This window comes from Gordonia sp. KTR9, assembly GCF_000143885.2.
Classification (GTDB): domain Bacteria; phylum Actinomycetota; class Actinomycetes; order Mycobacteriales; family Mycobacteriaceae; genus Gordonia.
Genome location: NC_018581.1, coordinates 905,902 through 920,574, shown reverse-complemented (window position 1 = coordinate 920,574; position 14,673 = coordinate 905,902). Strand labels below are relative to the sequence as shown.

General features: G+C 67.0%; 15 protein-coding genes. 6 read left to right on the top strand and 9 right to left on the bottom strand.

The features are described from left to right. The 7 genes from KTR9_RS04960 to hsaA form a co-directional block, all read right to left on the bottom strand. Complete coding sequence (locus tag KTR9_RS04960) at positions 1 to 630, bottom strand: TMEM175 family protein (protein ID WP_044505912.1); 630 nt, start codon at positions 628 to 630, stop codon at positions 1 to 3. A gap of 84 nt (positions 631 to 714) precedes the next feature. After that, entirely contained in the window at positions 715 to 1,857 is a 1,143-nt protein-coding gene (locus tag KTR9_RS04955; protein WP_014925477.1) for a sulfotransferase family protein, read from the bottom strand. Beyond that, a complete protein-coding gene (locus KTR9_RS04950; RefSeq protein WP_014925476.1) occupies positions 1,850 to 2,641 on the bottom strand; it encodes an SDR family oxidoreductase in 792 nt (263 codons plus the stop codon). The genes KTR9_RS04955 and KTR9_RS04950 overlap by 8 nt, the downstream gene beginning before the upstream one ends. Then, positions 2,638 to 3,876 (bottom strand): hypothetical protein, encoded by a 1,239-nt coding sequence (locus KTR9_RS04945; RefSeq protein ID WP_014925475.1) that lies wholly within the window; start codon positions 3,874 to 3,876, stop codon positions 2,638 to 2,640. The genes KTR9_RS04950 and KTR9_RS04945 overlap by 4 nt, the downstream gene beginning before the upstream one ends. After that, complete coding sequence (gene hsaB, locus KTR9_RS04940; protein WP_010842126.1) at positions 3,873 to 4,475, bottom strand: 3-hydroxy-9,10-secoandrosta-1,3,5(10)-triene-9,17-dione monooxygenase reductase subunit; 603 nt, start codon at positions 4,473 to 4,475, stop codon at positions 3,873 to 3,875. The genes KTR9_RS04945 and hsaB overlap by 4 nt, the downstream gene beginning before the upstream one ends. Before the next feature lies 1 nt (position 4,476). Continuing rightward, positions 4,477 to 5,388: an iron-dependent extradiol dioxygenase HsaC gene (hsaC, locus tag KTR9_RS04935; protein WP_010842127.1), complete on the bottom strand. Its 912-nt coding sequence runs from the start codon at positions 5,386 to 5,388 to the stop codon at positions 4,477 to 4,479. Between the two features lie 46 nt (positions 5,389 to 5,434). Further along, on the bottom strand, positions 5,435 to 6,619 hold the full coding sequence (hsaA, locus tag KTR9_RS04930; RefSeq protein WP_010842128.1) for a 3-hydroxy-9,10-secoandrosta-1,3,5(10)-triene-9,17-dione monooxygenase oxygenase subunit: 1,185 nt from the start codon (positions 6,617 to 6,619) through the stop codon (positions 5,435 to 5,437). Positions 6,620 to 6,845: 226 nt separating this feature from the next. On the opposite strand from hsaA, the gene KTR9_RS04925 reads away from it, so the two are divergent. The 3 genes from KTR9_RS04925 (at position 6,846) to KTR9_RS04915 (ending at position 9,160) form a co-directional block, all read left to right on the top strand. Beyond that, a complete protein-coding gene (locus tag KTR9_RS04925; protein ID WP_014928745.1) occupies positions 6,846 to 8,084 on the top strand; it encodes a Rieske 2Fe-2S domain-containing protein in 1,239 nt (412 codons plus the stop codon). 2 nt (positions 8,085 to 8,086) lie between these two features. Beyond that, on the top strand, positions 8,087 to 8,509 hold the full coding sequence (locus tag KTR9_RS04920) for a hypothetical protein (protein ID WP_443134916.1): 423 nt from the start codon (positions 8,087 to 8,089) through the stop codon (positions 8,507 to 8,509). Between the two features lie 123 nt (positions 8,510 to 8,632). Further along, positions 8,633 to 9,160, top strand: coding sequence for a C40 family peptidase (locus KTR9_RS04915; RefSeq protein ID WP_044505908.1), 528 nt, complete (start codon positions 8,633 to 8,635; stop codon positions 9,158 to 9,160). Here the strand turns inward: KTR9_RS04915 and KTR9_RS04910 are convergent. Next, positions 9,135 to 9,686, bottom strand: coding sequence for a hypothetical protein (locus tag KTR9_RS04910; protein WP_044505906.1), 552 nt, complete (start codon positions 9,684 to 9,686; stop codon positions 9,135 to 9,137). The genes KTR9_RS04915 and KTR9_RS04910 overlap by 26 nt on opposite strands. A gap of 154 nt (positions 9,687 to 9,840) precedes the next feature. On the opposite strand from KTR9_RS04910, the gene KTR9_RS04905 reads away from it, so the two are divergent. Both KTR9_RS04905 and KTR9_RS04900 read left to right on the top strand, forming a co-directional pair. Beyond that, a complete protein-coding gene (locus tag KTR9_RS04905) occupies positions 9,841 to 10,635 on the top strand; it encodes a VOC family protein (protein ID WP_014925473.1) in 795 nt (264 codons plus the stop codon). Positions 10,636 to 10,815: 180 nt separating this feature from the next. Continuing rightward, positions 10,816 to 12,363, top strand: a complete 1,548-nt coding sequence (locus tag KTR9_RS04900; RefSeq protein WP_014925472.1) for an MFS transporter — start codon at positions 10,816 to 10,818, stop codon at positions 12,361 to 12,363. A gap of 113 nt (positions 12,364 to 12,476) precedes the next feature. Here KTR9_RS04900 and KTR9_RS04895 read toward each other — a convergent pair whose 3' ends face one another. After that, the gene (locus tag KTR9_RS04895) at positions 12,477 to 13,625 is read right to left on the bottom strand and encodes a TDT family transporter (protein WP_044507604.1); all 1,149 of its coding nucleotides are present in this window, start codon (positions 13,623 to 13,625) and stop codon (positions 12,477 to 12,479) included. Between the two features lie 108 nt (positions 13,626 to 13,733). On the opposite strand from KTR9_RS04895, the gene KTR9_RS04890 reads away from it, so the two are divergent. Beyond that, positions 13,734 to 14,651: a LysR family transcriptional regulator gene (locus tag KTR9_RS04890; protein ID WP_083888932.1), complete on the top strand. Its 918-nt coding sequence runs from the start codon at positions 13,734 to 13,736 to the stop codon at positions 14,649 to 14,651. Positions 14,652 to 14,673: the final 22 nt, after the last annotated feature.

Below are 14,673 nucleotides of genomic sequence, written 5' to 3'. Positions count from 1 at the left end.
TCAGCCCGGTCTGCCGCGTCGTCGCGCGATCAGGCGCTCGATCGGGTCGGTGAGCACCAGCAGTACCAGGGGGAGATTTCCGCTGCGCGGGAACACGATCGCGACGACCAGTGCGAACGCGAGGATCAGGAGCGTTCCCAGTCCGCTCGCCGAGGCGGCCCAGCGATCGGTCGCGGCGTCGTCGGCGAGCAATCCCCGGTGCCGGCGGCCCCACTCGGCGATCGCGATGAGCGAGGCCACGGAGACGGCGAGCACGCCGATGTAGAGGATGTTGGCCTGCTCGACATGCGCGCCGTCGACGAGGGCGGTCGCGAATGGCAACGCGACGATCGTCAGCAGCCAGATGAAATGGAGATTCATCAACGTCCGGTCGTAGGCGCGGAAGTACTCCATCGTCTGATGGTGCTGGCGCCACAGGATCCAGATGACGGCGAAGCTGACGAAGAAGCTGACCAGTTCGATCGACCTGTCCGACACCACCTGCCCGACCGACGAGTCCTCGCGCAGATCGTTGGCAATGTCAACGAGCGGGAGCACGAGCAGGGTCAATGCGATCGCGACCACCGCGTCGGCAAACGCGATGAGTCGGCTCAACCCCTCCGGCGACTGTCGGTTCTCCGGTTCTGCCATGCGATGCACTGTAAAACGCCCGGCCGGCGATCGGTAGCGACAATGCGCGCCATGTCCGCATTGCCTACGAAATCCCGCGGGTCCTCAGACGGCGAAGGCCGCCTCGACCGTTGCCTCGTCGAGCCCGTAATCGGAGAGCTGATAACGATGCTGGGGTTTGCGGGCGCCCGACTGGCTCTCCTCGTCGAGGGCGGTGACCGCGGCCCGCGCCGCATCCGTCATCGGGGTGTCCAGCGCGGCGTAGACGCGTTCGACGGTGCCCATCGGGTCCGACCGCAGATCGGTGAACTCGATGTCGAGGAACTGGGCCGGGTCGTATCGCTTTCGCGCCGTCGAGAACTCCCGCAGCCCACGCGACCACAACTCGAGCTGGTCCCGGCCGACCTGCGCGCCGGTGAACGTCGTCGACCAACCCGGTGTGGCGTGCTCGGCCAGGCTGCACATCGACGCGATGAGCGTGGTGGGCGGCCGGTGTGTCTGGATCACCAGGGCATCCGGGTACGCGGCCATGAGCGCGTCGAGGGCGAACAGATGGCTGGGGTTCTTCAGCACCCACCGCTTGCCGGGATCGTTCAGACCGATCAGCTGTAGGTTCTTGCGATGCCGGAGATACGCCGGTGTCCAGTCTTGTCGGCTCAGCCACTGCGAATAGGTCGGGACATGCGCCAGCGATTCGTACGAGATCGACATGACGCTCTGCCGGAGCAGCTGCCAGCATTCCTCGACCTCGGCGGCGTCCATGTAGTGCAGCCCCATGAACTCGGGATTCTCGACGTGGTGCTGCTCGAAACCGGCCTGGATCTGCTGGTAGACCGGATTGTCCGACCAGGTGTCGCGCGGCGGCCGGGGTTGCGGGAACTCCGCGAGCCACATCTCGACGCCCTGGTGCGCGGGATCGGCGGCCAACAACCGGTGCAGCGCAGTCGTTCCCGTGCGCGGCAGGCCGGTCACGAAGATCGGCCGGGTCACCTCGACGTCGGCGTACCCGGGGTTCGCCTTCCACGACGCCTCGCTGAGCAGACGGGCGACCAGCGCACCCTTGAGGAAGAAGCGGAACATCTTGCTGCCCAACTCGGTCAGCCCCGCCTCGGAGCGGTAGGACTCGAGCAGGATGCCCAGGGGCTCCAGGTAGTCGGTGTCCCCGAAGTCGTCGAGGCCGGTGGCGCGAGTGGCCGAGGAATGCAGGTCCTCGATCGTGCCGACGTCGGTGCGTGCCGCACTAGTCATGGTATTCACCGCAATTCACGTCCAGGGTGTGCCCGGTGATGGCGCGCGCCATCGGCGAGGCGAGGAACACGACGGCGTCGGCGATCTCGTCCGGCTCCGGCAATCGCTTGAGGTCGGATTTCGACGCCGTCTGTTGATAGACGTCGTCGGGTGAGATCCCGTACTTCTTGGCGACCTCGCCGAAGTACCACTTCAGCTGGTCGTCCCAGATGTATCCCGGCGCGACCGAGTTGATGCGGATTCCCTTGTCACCGAGTTCGGAGGCCAACGACTGCGACATCGCCAGCAGCGCCGACTTGGCGATCTTGTAACTGCCGTAGCGGGGCTCGGAATGCCGGATGACCATCGAGTTGATGTTGACGATCGAGCCGTCGGCCGTGGCCAGCGCATCGGTGAACGAGCGGATGACCCGCAACGTACCCAAAACGGTGACGTCGATACTGCTCGCGATCTGATCGAAGTCGGTGCGGGACAACGGCTTCATCGACGGCAGCGCGAAGGCGTTGTTGACCAGCACGTCGGCTCGGCCGAACTCGGCGACGGTGGTGGCGACCAGGTTGTCGACGGCGGCGTCATCGGTGATGTCGGCCGGGACGACGAGGCTGGTCCCGCCGGCGGCGTCGATCTCGGCGGCGACCTCCTTCAGACGTGACTCGGTGCGGGCGGCGAGGACCACCCGCGCACCCTCCGCGGCCGCGCGCAGACAGATGGAGCGCCCGAGTCCCGGGCCGACGCCCGAGACCACGACGACCTTGTCGGCGAGCAGACCCCTGTTCACACTCATCCGAGCATCCTCTCGGCGAAGGCACGCTGGCGTGCCGCGATGCGCGCCGCCCAGCCGTCGGCGTCGATCCTGTTGTGGTCGAGGTGCGGCAGGTGGGCGGGCACGTCGTCGAACGCGACGACCTGCGCGGCCGGCCCCAGGTCCGGGCCGATCGGGGAATCGCTGCGCTGCCAGCGGAATTGCAGAATGCCCTTCGACCGGCCCGTCGTCTCGATCCAGTTCGCGACACCCGGATTGCGGTGTGACACCACCATCCGGATCATGCCGTCCGGATCCACCTGCGCCTGAGCGGAGTTCAGGCTGGTCTGATGGTTGACGTAGTCCAGCGAGATGTACCACATGCTGCCCAGCTGGAATCCCTGGTACGGGGCATCGGACCGCGGGATGGTGATGACCATCGCCTCGTCGGGACCCAGCCGGAAGTGACCCACCGAGGAGAACTGCGTACTGAGCCCGCCGGGGGTCTGACGCGGTACGGTGAACGTGTTGACCGGCTCGTCGAGGTAGAACCACTTCGGGAAGTTGAACCAGGTGTTGATGCGCGCGGTCAGCATCTTGCCCGCGGTCGCGTACCGGCGGGACACCCGCGCCAGGTCCGGCTCCGCCGGGGCGGTCCCGACCGTGTCGACCCGCTCGATGGTGATCGACCCCTTGCGTTCGGACCAGTCCGAGTACACCTCTCGTACCGCGAGCATCGACGCGCCCTCGCCGAGCGGAAAGTAGTCGTCCGGCGCGTCCGGGATGGGCGGACCGAAAGTCAGCTCGTACGAGCCGTCCTCGGCGATCGTCAGTCGACGATCGTCGAAGGCGTCCTCGCCACCCGGCACCGACGACGCCGTGTAGTCCCCGCGCAGCACCTGAAAGCTCAGATCTGCTGTGGTACCGCGACGTCCGCGCACCCGATACGTCCCGGTGGGCTCGACGTCGGCGTGATAGTAGAGCGTGTCCGGGTTGTCCAGGCCCATCTTCGTCGACGGCCCGGTCGACGTCACGAAGTTCGGGTGCGAGATCGACCGGGCTCGGACCAGCTGGACGATCGCGGCGATGCTCCCGGCGAGGTAGTCGTAGCCCTCGGCGAGATCTTGTTCGGTCTCGGCGAAATCGGCTGACGCGACCAGCTTCTCGGCCTCCGCGATCGCGTCGACGAGAGGCTGGGTGACCAGCTGCGATGTAACGCTCGGGTTGTCGATTCCGGTGGTGTCGGTGTCGGTACTCGTCGTGTCGTCGACGGTCATAGCCAGGTGTCCCCGCCCGTCCAAGTCAGGAAATTCTCGAGTTCTGCCTGTGCGGGGGTGACCCGCGGGTGTTCGGTCGACAGGTAGCCGCCACGGTAGAACAGCAACGGCTTGTCCTGCAGCACTTCTCCGAGAGTCAGCGCACGGCCGATGACGATGTGGTGGTCGCCGCCGTCGGTGACGCTGTCCACGTCGCACTCGACCCAGGTGAGTGCGTGGCGGATGACCGGAAGGCCGGCCGGCGACGGGTCCCAGGTGATGTTCGCGAACTTGTCGTCACCCGGGGCGCCGAACGCCGCGCTGACGTCCTGCTGTCGGTTCGAGAGCACGTTCACGCAGAACTTGCCCGTCTTCTCGATCACCTTCCAGCTTCGAGAGGTCTTCATCGGGCAGAACAGGACCAGCGGCGGGTCGAGGGACAGCGCCGCGAACGACTGGCATGCGAAGCCGACCGGGTTGCCCGCGTCGTCGAGCGTCGTGATGACCGTGACGCCGGTGCAGAACTGGCCCATCGCGGTCCGGAACTGGCGGGAATCGAAGTCGGCGGACCCGTAGGGTGACCGCGCGTGGGACTGCTGGGTCGTGGCGTCGGGGGGCATCTCAGCCCTTGAACCCGACGCTGAAGTCATGCCCCCACAGACTCACGGCGGTGCTCTCGCGGGCGATCCACTCGTCGTCGGAGACCGTTCTTCCCTCACAGCCGAACTCGACGTCGAAGCCACCGGGTGTCTTCATGTAGAAGGAGAGCATCAGGTCGTTGACGTGGCGGCCGAGTGTCGCCGACATGGGCACCTTCTTGCGCAGCGCGCGATCCAGGCACAACCCTACGTCGTCGGCGTTCTCCACCTCGACCATCAGGTGGACGATGCCGGTGCTGTTCGGGATCGGCAGGAAGGCCAGCGAGTGGTGCCGCGGGTTGCATCCGAGAAAGCGCAGCCACGGGACCTCGTCACCCTCTTCGCGCCCGACCACCTGCGGAGGCAGGCGCATGGAGTCGCGGAGCCGGAATCCCAGTACGTCCCGGTAGAACTCGAGGGCCGCCTTGTCGTCGGAGCAGGTCAGTACGACGTGCCCGAGGCCCTGCTCCTCGGTGACGAAGCGGTGCCCGTACGGGCTGACGACGCGCCGGTGTTCGAGCGCGGCCCCGTGGAAGACCTCGAGCGTGTTGTCCGCCGGGTCGTCGAAGACGATCATCTCCGCAACGCGACGGTCGGCGATCTCCTCGTCCTTGCCCTCACGGAAGACCACTCCCGCGCGTGCCAGGCGATCCCGAACGTTCTGTAGCTCGGCGGCGTTCGCGACCTCCCAGCCCGCACTCGCGAGCCGGTCGTGCTCGGACGGCACGATGACCAGCCGGGCCGGGAAATCGTCCATCCGGAGGTACAGGGCGCCGTCGGTGAGACCGGAACCCTCGATCATCCCCAGGACCTTGAGGCCGTAGGTACGCCACGCCTCGATGTCGGTGGCCTCGATCCTCATGTACCCCAGCGAGCGGATCGGACTGTCGCTCATCTCCAAGACTCCTTGTGGCTCTGTGTTGGTCGGCAGCGGCGAGGTCTCACACCATCGTGTCGCCGATGGGAATCCCGAACTCGCCGTTGCCGAATGCGACGTAGGCGCGCTCCGGGTCGTTCGCGGCGTGCACGCGCCCGGCGTGGGCGTCGCGCCAGAAGCGCTGGATGGGCGTCCCGTTCTCCAGGGCGTGTGCGCCCGAGTTCTCGAAGAGCCGGTCGATCGCGGCGATCGCCCGTCCGGTCGCGCGCACCTGGTCGCGCCGGGCGGACAGGCGCAACTCCATCGGGATCTCCTCGCCGGCGAGGATGAGGTCGTACTCGGCCTGCAGGTTGCCCGACAGCTGACGCCAGGCGGCGTCGATGTCGCTGGCGGCCTCGGCGATCCGGACCTTGGCGAACGGATCCTCCTTGGCCTTCTCGCCCGCGTAGGCGGCCCGGACCCGCTTGCCCTGATGCTCGACGTGGGCGCGGTAGGCGCCATAGGCCATCCCGACGATCGGTGTCGCGATGGTGCTGGGATGAATTGTGCCCCAGGGCATCTTGTACACCGGTGCGGTGTTGCGCTCCAGGCCCGGACTCTGCCCCATCGACATCGTGCGCATGCTCAGCATGCGGTGCCGGGGCACGAACACGTCCTTGACCTCGATGGTGTTGGACCCGGTGCCGCGCAGGCCGACGACGTTCCACACGTCCCTGATCGTGTAGTCCTCGCGGGGGATCAGGAAGCTGACGAAGTCGACGGGCTTGCCGTTCTTGATGACCGGACCCCCGACAAAGACCCAGTCAGCAGTCTCGCAACCCGACGACCACGCCCACGACCCGTTGACCTTGTAACCGCCGTCGACGACCTCGCCCATGCCCATCGGGGCGTACGACGACGAGATGCGGACGTTGGTGTCCGAACCCCACACGTCCTCCTGTGCCTGCTGATCGAACAGCGCGAGGTGCCAGTTGTGCACGCCGATGATGCCCGACACCCACCCCGTGGACCCGCACGCCGACGCGATGCGGCGTACCGCCTCGTAGAAGGTGACCGGGTCGGCCTCGTAACCACCCCACTGCTCGGGCTGCAACAGCCTGAAGAAGCCGGCGGTCTCGAGGCTCGACACGGTCTCGTCGGGGATGCGGCGCAGATCCTCGGTCGATTGCGCACGCTGCTCGAGTTCCGGGAGCAGGACGTTGATCTTCTCCAGGACCTGCTCGGCGGCTTCGCTCCGTTGTGCTGGCATCTCGCCTGCTCCTACTCGTCTCTCCCTCGACCGGGCACGCCGGCCGCTGTAACCATCGAGTTCGAGATTAGAACACGTTCTCATTTCTGTCGAGCACGTCGACTTTATGCCCATGTACAGGCCCTATTGCCCTCCGCGGCGTCGATCGGGCTGACAAATCTGAAACGTGTTCTAGTATTGGGTACAGTTCTTCGACGCGACACGAGTCACAGACAGGAGAGGGCACATGTCTTCAGGACCCGAGACGATGACCCCGAGCAGCCCCGGCACGCCGAGCGCAGCCGCCGCCTCCGACGGAGCGGACGTGGGCATCCGGGAGATCGACACGGGTGCGCCACCCACGCGTTTCGCGCGGGGCTGGCACTGCCTCGGACTGCTCGAGGAGTTCTCCGACGGCAAGCCCCACTCAGTCACGATCTTCGGCACCAAGCTGGTGGCGTGGGTCGACACCAAGGGCGAGGTCAACGTCCTCGACGCCTTCTGTCGGCACATGGGCGGCGACCTCTCCCAGGGCAAGGTGTCCGGGGACAACGTCGCGTGCCCATTCCACGGCTGGCTGTGGAAGGGCAACGGACGTTGCGCCGGGGTGCCGTACGCCAAGCGCAACCCCAAGCTCGCCAAGACGCGCTCATGGCCGTCGATGGTCCGCAACGGCCAGGTCTTCGTCTACAACGATCCCGAGGGCAACCCTCCGCCGGACGAGTGCATCATCCCCGAACTCGACGAATTCGGGTCCGAGGAGTGGACGCCCTGGACCTGGAACCGCATCGTCATCGAGGGCGCCAACTGTCGCGAGATCATCGACAACGTCGTCGACATGGCGCACTTCTACTACGTGCACTTCGCACTCCCCGACTACTTCAAGAACGTCTTCGAGGGTGAGATGGCCGCGCAGTACATGAATTCGCACGGCCGGCCCGACGTCACCCTCGGCACCAACTACGGCGACAGCCGCCTCGAATCGATCGCGGCGTATTACGGGCCGTCGTACATGCTGAACCCGATGATCCAGTACTACGGCGGGTACGCCGTGGAGACCATCCTCACCAACTGCCACTACCCGATCGACGAGAACTCCTTCGTCCTCATGTACGGCGTGATGGCCAAGGTCCCCGACGGACTGACCGCCGAACAGGCATCGAAGATGGCCACCAAGATCAGCGCAGGCGTCGAGGTGGGCTTCCTGCAGGACGTCGAGATCTGGAAGAACAAGACCCGCATCGACAATCCCCTGCTCGTCGAGGAGGACGGTCCGGTCTATCAGCTCCGCCGCTGGTACGACCAGTTCTACGTCGACAAGGCGGATGTCACCGACGAGATGACCGGCCGATTCGAGTACGAGATCGACACCTCCAAGGCCCTCGAGAGCTGGAACGAGGAGATCCAGGAGAACCTGCGTCGCCAGGAGGCCGAGAAGGCCGAGTCCGCCGCCGGCTCGGAGTCCACCGAGAAGGCCGAGGTCTGACGGTGACCCGGGCAGCAGGGGTTCGCGTGGGTTCCGACCGCTGGGCCAAGGCGCCCGACTTCCACGACGATCCCGACCGGCTCGCCCGGGTTCACGAGGCCACCCGCCGCGACCGTGAGCACTATCTGCAGGGCGGCATGCGCGAGATCGAGTGCCGCGCGTGCCACGCCTGCGTTCTCGTGAAGAAGACGAGTTCGTTCCACACCAGCGTGCAATGGAATGCCGACGCCCGGGAGCGCTGCCTCGGCCTCGAACAGATGCGCGCGGGCGGCGACGGTGGGAACGGCGACACGGGGAACGGCCCCCTGCTTCCCGGCGCGATGATGCCGACGTGCGCCCGGTTGTCGGCGAGTATCGACCACGGCGTTTCCGAGGGCATCATCCCCGCCGAGTCACCCGTCTCGGATCCCGACGGATACTGGTGATCGATTAACTACCACACCAACAACATTCGGTAACACAAGCCTCAAGCATCACAGCGGTCACACCTTCGTCACACCTGGAGAACGACCGACGACACGCCGGCCCGGCTCCGCCAAGCTGTCGTCATGTCCGTATCGCCACCGCGCTTCAGGCGCGTGACCTGCACCATCGCACTCACCGCCGCGTTGTCGGTCGGCGTACCGCTCATCGGCCCTCCGCTTCTCGACACCGGCCGCGCCGCGGCCGCGGGATCGTCGGACTCCTCCGGCTCGGTTCCCATCTATCTGCCGGTGCCGACCACCGTCGGCCTCAACGCACTCGGGGCGGCGATCACCCAGATCGGCAAGCCGTACAAGTGGGCAGGCGTCGGCCCGCATTCCTGGGACTGCTCCGGACTGGTGCGGTGGGCGTTCTACACGACCGGCGTCCACCTCCCCCGGACCAGCCAGCAACAGGCGAAGGTCGGACACGCGATCCCGTTCCGCGCGCTCGCACCGGGCGACATCATCATCTTCGGTCGCGACGCGGGACACGTCGGCATCTACGCGGGCGCCGGCCGCGTGTTCAACGCCTACGGCCCCAACGGTGTCCCGATCGGGTTCACAAAGCTGAAGGACATGGGATACATCAAGACGATTCGTCGGTTCGGCTGAGCGTCGGGCGCGGCCACCACGTCGTGAGCACCCATCCCACGACGACCACCAGCAACAGGGCCGCGACCACGACGGTCCCGATCAGTCCGTAACCGGCCCGCATCGCGGGCAGGTCTGCACCCAGCGCCTCCGACACCGAGTCGGAGAACAATTGCGCGGCAGGGTCACTCAGCACCCTGACGCCGACAACCAGTGCGACGATGGACGCGAGCCCGATCACTCCGATGGCGGACGGCCGGAGTCGGGCACGCCACCAGCCCAGGGCCGCGACGACGGCGATCACCGCGCCCGCCACGACCACGCTCAGACCCGGCCGGTCTGTCTTGTCCTCGAAGAAGAACGCGACGTCGTCGTCGCTGGCCCCCAGGATCTTGACGTGTCCCAACCCGGTGATCGACGGTTCCACACCTTCGTCGGTCCAACCCCACTGGACCTGCGCGAGCAGGACCAGTAGCAGTCCGCCGGCCAGCAGCACCGGCCACGCCGCGGTGCGGAGTCGTTCGACGGTGGCCGAGTGCGTCGTCATCCGACCAGCGTGCCATGGCCCATCCCGGTGGATATGAGTCGACTCTCCCCCAACGCGGTCCGCGACCGATGAGTTTGCGCGACCCTGTCGGTCAGAAGTGTGTCGACGAGCAGTTGCCCAGCAGATTGTGCGGAACAAGGAAGAGGACACAGAAATGGCAGAGTATGCGGCCCCCTCGGGGGCACCGATCTGGTTCGACCTGATGAGCAGTGACACCGCGAAGGCCGAGGAGTTCTACGGGGCGATCTTCGGCTGGGAGGCCGAGGCTCCCGACGAGGAGTTCGGCGGCTACCGCAACCTCCTCAAGAACGGCAAACGTGTCGCGGGGCTGAGCCCGGTGATGGAAGGCGCCGGACCTCCCGACATCTGGACGGTGTACCTCCACGCCGAGGACGCCGACGCCACGGTGAAGGCAGTCGAGGCGGCGGGTGGCTCGATCATGGTGCCCCCGATGGCCATCGGCGAGGAGGGCACGATGCTGATGGCCCTCGACACAGCGGGCGCGGCGATCGGGTTCTGGCAGCCGGACAAGCACAACGGTTACTCCGAGTTCGGCGACCACGGCACGCCCTACTGGTTCGAATGCCAGAGCATGGACTACGCCAAGTCTGTCGACTTCTACCGGACCGTGCTCGGCGCGCGCATCGAGGAGATCGGTACCGGTGGCGACCCGGATGCCGTCGGGCCCGACAACTACGCCCAGATCTTCTACGGCGAGACGTCGTACGCGGGCATCATGGACTCGGTCAAACTCTTCCCCGCCGGGGTGCCGTCGTTCTGGCAGATCTACATCACCGTCGACGACGTGGCCGCCACCGTGAAACAGGCCGAGTCACTCGGCGCCGAGATCCTCATGGCCGGCGAGGACACCCCGTACGGCACGCTCGCGGCGATCAAGGACCCGATGGGCGCCCTCATCTGTCTGGGGCACCCGCCCGCCGGCATGTGAGGTCCGGCCTCGGTAGGACTCACGCGGCTCGCGCATGAGTCCTACCGAGCAGCTCAGCGGCGGCCACAAAGGTTCATCACGCCGCAACGAGACGGCCAGCGACAACCTGTAGCGTCCGACTTCCACAGCACGATTCACCGTCGTATCGAGTGGAAGTCGTCGGCGCAGAACAGGAATCGCATGTCCGCCACCGAGTCCGGAGCTCTTCCCGACACCGTCCAGAGTTACCTGGACGAAGTCCCTGCCTGGCGGGACGGCACGCCCGCGACCGCCGGCGCGATGACCTCGATGCAAAGACGGATCTGGTTGCTCGCGTCCGCGGGGAAGTTCCTCGAGGGCATGATCGTCTTCATGGTGGGCGTGGCCCTACCACTGATCATCGACGACTTCGGGCTCGGCTCAGCCCAATCCGGCGTCGTGACGGCCGCGCCCCTGTTGGGCATCATGATCGGCGCATCGGCCCTCGGCGGGCTGTCCGATCGGTGGGGTCGCCGTCAGTTGTTCCTGGCCGAGATGGTTCTGTTCACGGCCTTCCTGGTGGGCGTCACGTTCAGCACCGGCTTCCCGATGCTGGTGGTGTGTCTCGTCGGCATGGGAATGGCGCTGGGTTGCGACTACCCGACCGCACACACCATGATCTCCGAGACCATGCCCACCAGCATCCGGGGTCGAGGGGTGCTCGCGGCGTTCGGCTTCCAGGCCGTCGGCGCCCTGGCCGGCACACTCGTCGGCGTCATCATCCTGGGCAATCGCGACGAACTGTCGGACTGGCGCTGGATGTTCGGCGTGGTTGTCGTCCCATCCGTCCTGGTGATCGTCGGCCGGCTCTTCATCGTGCAGAGTCCGCATTGGCTCCTCGGCACAGGCAGAGTCGACGAGGCGGAGCGAGCGCTGAAGCGTTTGTTGACTCGCCGACCGCAGTACCCGTCCACCGTCTCCCTCGCACTCCGCGACGAGTCTGCCTCCGGCCCCGACTCCGCCGACGGGTCACCATCCAACATCGGGTCGCTGTTCCGGCGACCCTGGCGCCGCTCGACGATCCTGGCTTCGATCCCCTGGTTTCTGCAGGACCTCGGAACGTACGGGATCGGCATCTTCACCCCGACGATCATCGCCGCGACGATCGGAACCGCCGCCGCAGACGACGCGACCGTCAGCGGCGTGGTCGCCGACGACCTGCACGGCGCCGAAGGCGCAGTCCTCATCGATGCCTTCCTCCTCATCGGCATCGCGTTGGCCATCCTCCTCGTCAACAGACTCGGCCGAATCCGACTACAGGTCTTCGGTTTCCTCGGTTGCGCTGTCGGGTTGGTGACAGCCGCCGCCTCCACCCTCCTCGACGGAACCCTGCAAGTCGTCCTCGTGTTCGTCGGCTTCATGTTGTTCAACCTCATGACCAACCTGGGTCCGAACTCCATGACCTATCTGCTGGCCGGTGAGGTCTTCCCCACCTCGCTGCGTGGGACGGGCGCGGGCCTCGCCGCCTCGGTCGCCAAGGTCGGGGCAGTCCTCACCGCCTTCCTGTTCCCCGTCCTCCTCGATGCCTGGGGAACCGCGATCATCGTGCTCCTTCTCGCCGGAACGTCGGCGCTGGGCGCATTCGTCACGTGGACCTTCCGAGTCGAGACCACCGGACTGAGTCTCGAAGACGTGGACCGGATGCACGATGCGCCGTCGCCGACCGGAGGCATGAGCACTCCCCGGCCCACTCCTGCCGGGATCTCGTAGCGCAAAACGTTGCTGTAAACCAACTTTCGACAAACCCACCCCTTTTCCGTAAACCCACCCGGTCCGAAGGCGTTGGGTTTACGGAAAAGGGGTGGGTTTGCGGGTGGGGGTACTCACCGCACCGGCAGCAACGGCACCCGCAGGAGCTCACCGGTGACGACCCCGCGCACCGTCCGAACCGCCACCACACCCCATGCCAGGACGAGGACCGCGAACCCGGCGACGGCCGTGACCTGGAAGACCGCTCCACCGAGCGTGAGTGCCAGCGCACTCGAACCCGTCACGTAGGTGCCGAGCGGGAAGGTGAACGACCACCAGGTCATCGCGAACGGCATCCCCGACCTCAGCGTCCGCACGGTGAGCCGCGCGGCGACGACGATCCAGAGAGTGGCCACCACCCAGACGGTGAGGCCGTAGCCCATCGCGAACGACTGCAGCGTTCCGACGATCGGGGCGCCCACGACGTGCGGTGCGACGTGGGCGAGCAGGCATGCGGCGGTGATCGACTGGCCGAGCGGACCGAGAACGATCCACCAGGTGGGGACCATGTGGGCGGCACCGACATCACCGCTGCGCAGGCGCGCCGCCAGCACCGCCAGGATCGGGAGCGAGGCGAGTGCGGCCAGTACGAACATCGCGCAGCCGATCACCATCACGACCTCCGACGCCCAGCCCGCGGGCAGCTGCGGGGTGAGCACCGCGGCCGCCGACGCCGACACCATCGGGGGGACGACCGGCATCAGCCAGCCGCCGAAAGCCTCGCCTACAGCCGGGCGGCCGACGATCAGGTGCCGGTACGGGATGACCACGGCGGTGAAAACCCCGCCGATCGTGCCGATGATCCAGCACACGACGTCGATCCCCAGTGCCAGATCGCGGCCGATGACCGTCGTGCCGACCACCATCGTGCTGGTCCCGACCGTCATGACGGCCATCGGCACCGCGCCGTAGAAGTGGGCGACCACCCGGTGGGCGTGGTGACCGCGGGCGATCTCCGGGTCGCGGACCCAGTGGCGGACGGTGGCGGCCACCACACCCGCGAACACCGCGCAGGCCAACAGCCAGAAGACCGTCGCCACCACCGCCAGGCCCGGAGGTTGCCAGGGCAGGCTGTGCGCGGCGATCGCGACGATCCCGGTGCCCATCACCGCGGCGAACCAGTTGGGCGGAACGTAGGAGACGTGGCGACGCTTTGTCCCGGTGTCGGTTGCGGGCCCGCGGTCTTTCTCGGCGAGTCCGGCGGTGAGGGTCGTCGTGGTCATGTTCACCACGTTCGCGCGAATGTCACGACGCCGGTAGGACCCAAAGCGTTGACACGATACAAATCGGGTTTGTACCGGGGGTATCAGCGGTGCTTGTACCCTCGAACGATGGTGCTGAGTCAGCGGATGCCCGACCTCGCTTCGCTGGAGACCCTGCAGGCGGTGGTCGGGACAGGCAGTCTCAATGCCGCCGCGACCCAGCTCGGCGTCACCCAGCAGGCGGTGTCGGCACGGATCCGCGCGATGGAGACCCAGCTCGGCGTCACCCTGCTGACCCGCACACCGCGAGGTTCGGTACCCACCCAGTCCGGACGACTCGTCGCCGAATGGGCCGACCGGTTGCTGACCCTGGCCGGGGAGTTCGACGCCGGGCTGTCCGCGTTGCGCCTCGAACGCCGTGATCAGCTACGCCTTGCGGCCAGCCTGACCGTCGCCGAACATCTCCTGCCCCGCTGGCTCGTGTCGTTCGGCGCCCAGCACGATCACGCGCCGAAGGTGTCGTTCACCGCCACCAACTCCGACCACGTGTACGACCTCGTCCGTGCCGGCGACGTCGAACTCGGTTTCGTCGAAGGGTCACGCGTTCCGACCGGTCTGCGCAGCCGGAGCGTCGCGCGTGACGAGCTGGTCCTCGTCGTGCCGCCGGGTCATCCGTGGACGCGGCTGCGGCGTCCGGTCACGGCCGCCGACCTCGCCCGCACCCCGTTGGTCACCCGCGAGGAGGGCTCGGGGACGCGGGAGTTCTTCGAACGCGCCCTGACGCGGGCCCTCGGGCCGGGACGGGAGACCGCGCCACCCGTGCTGGAACTGTCCACGACGGCGTCGGTGCGGGCGGCGGTCATCGCGGGGGCCGGGCCGGCCGTGCTCAGTGACCTCTCGGTCGCCGACGATCTCGGACACCGGCTGGCCTACATCGACATCGCCGACCTCGACCTCGCCCGGCCCCTGCGCGCGGTGTGGCTGTCCGGCGCCCAACCGGGCGCCGGCGCGGCACGCGACTTCCTCGCGCACATCATCCGCAGCTGAGCGACACCCGGCCGATGGGCAC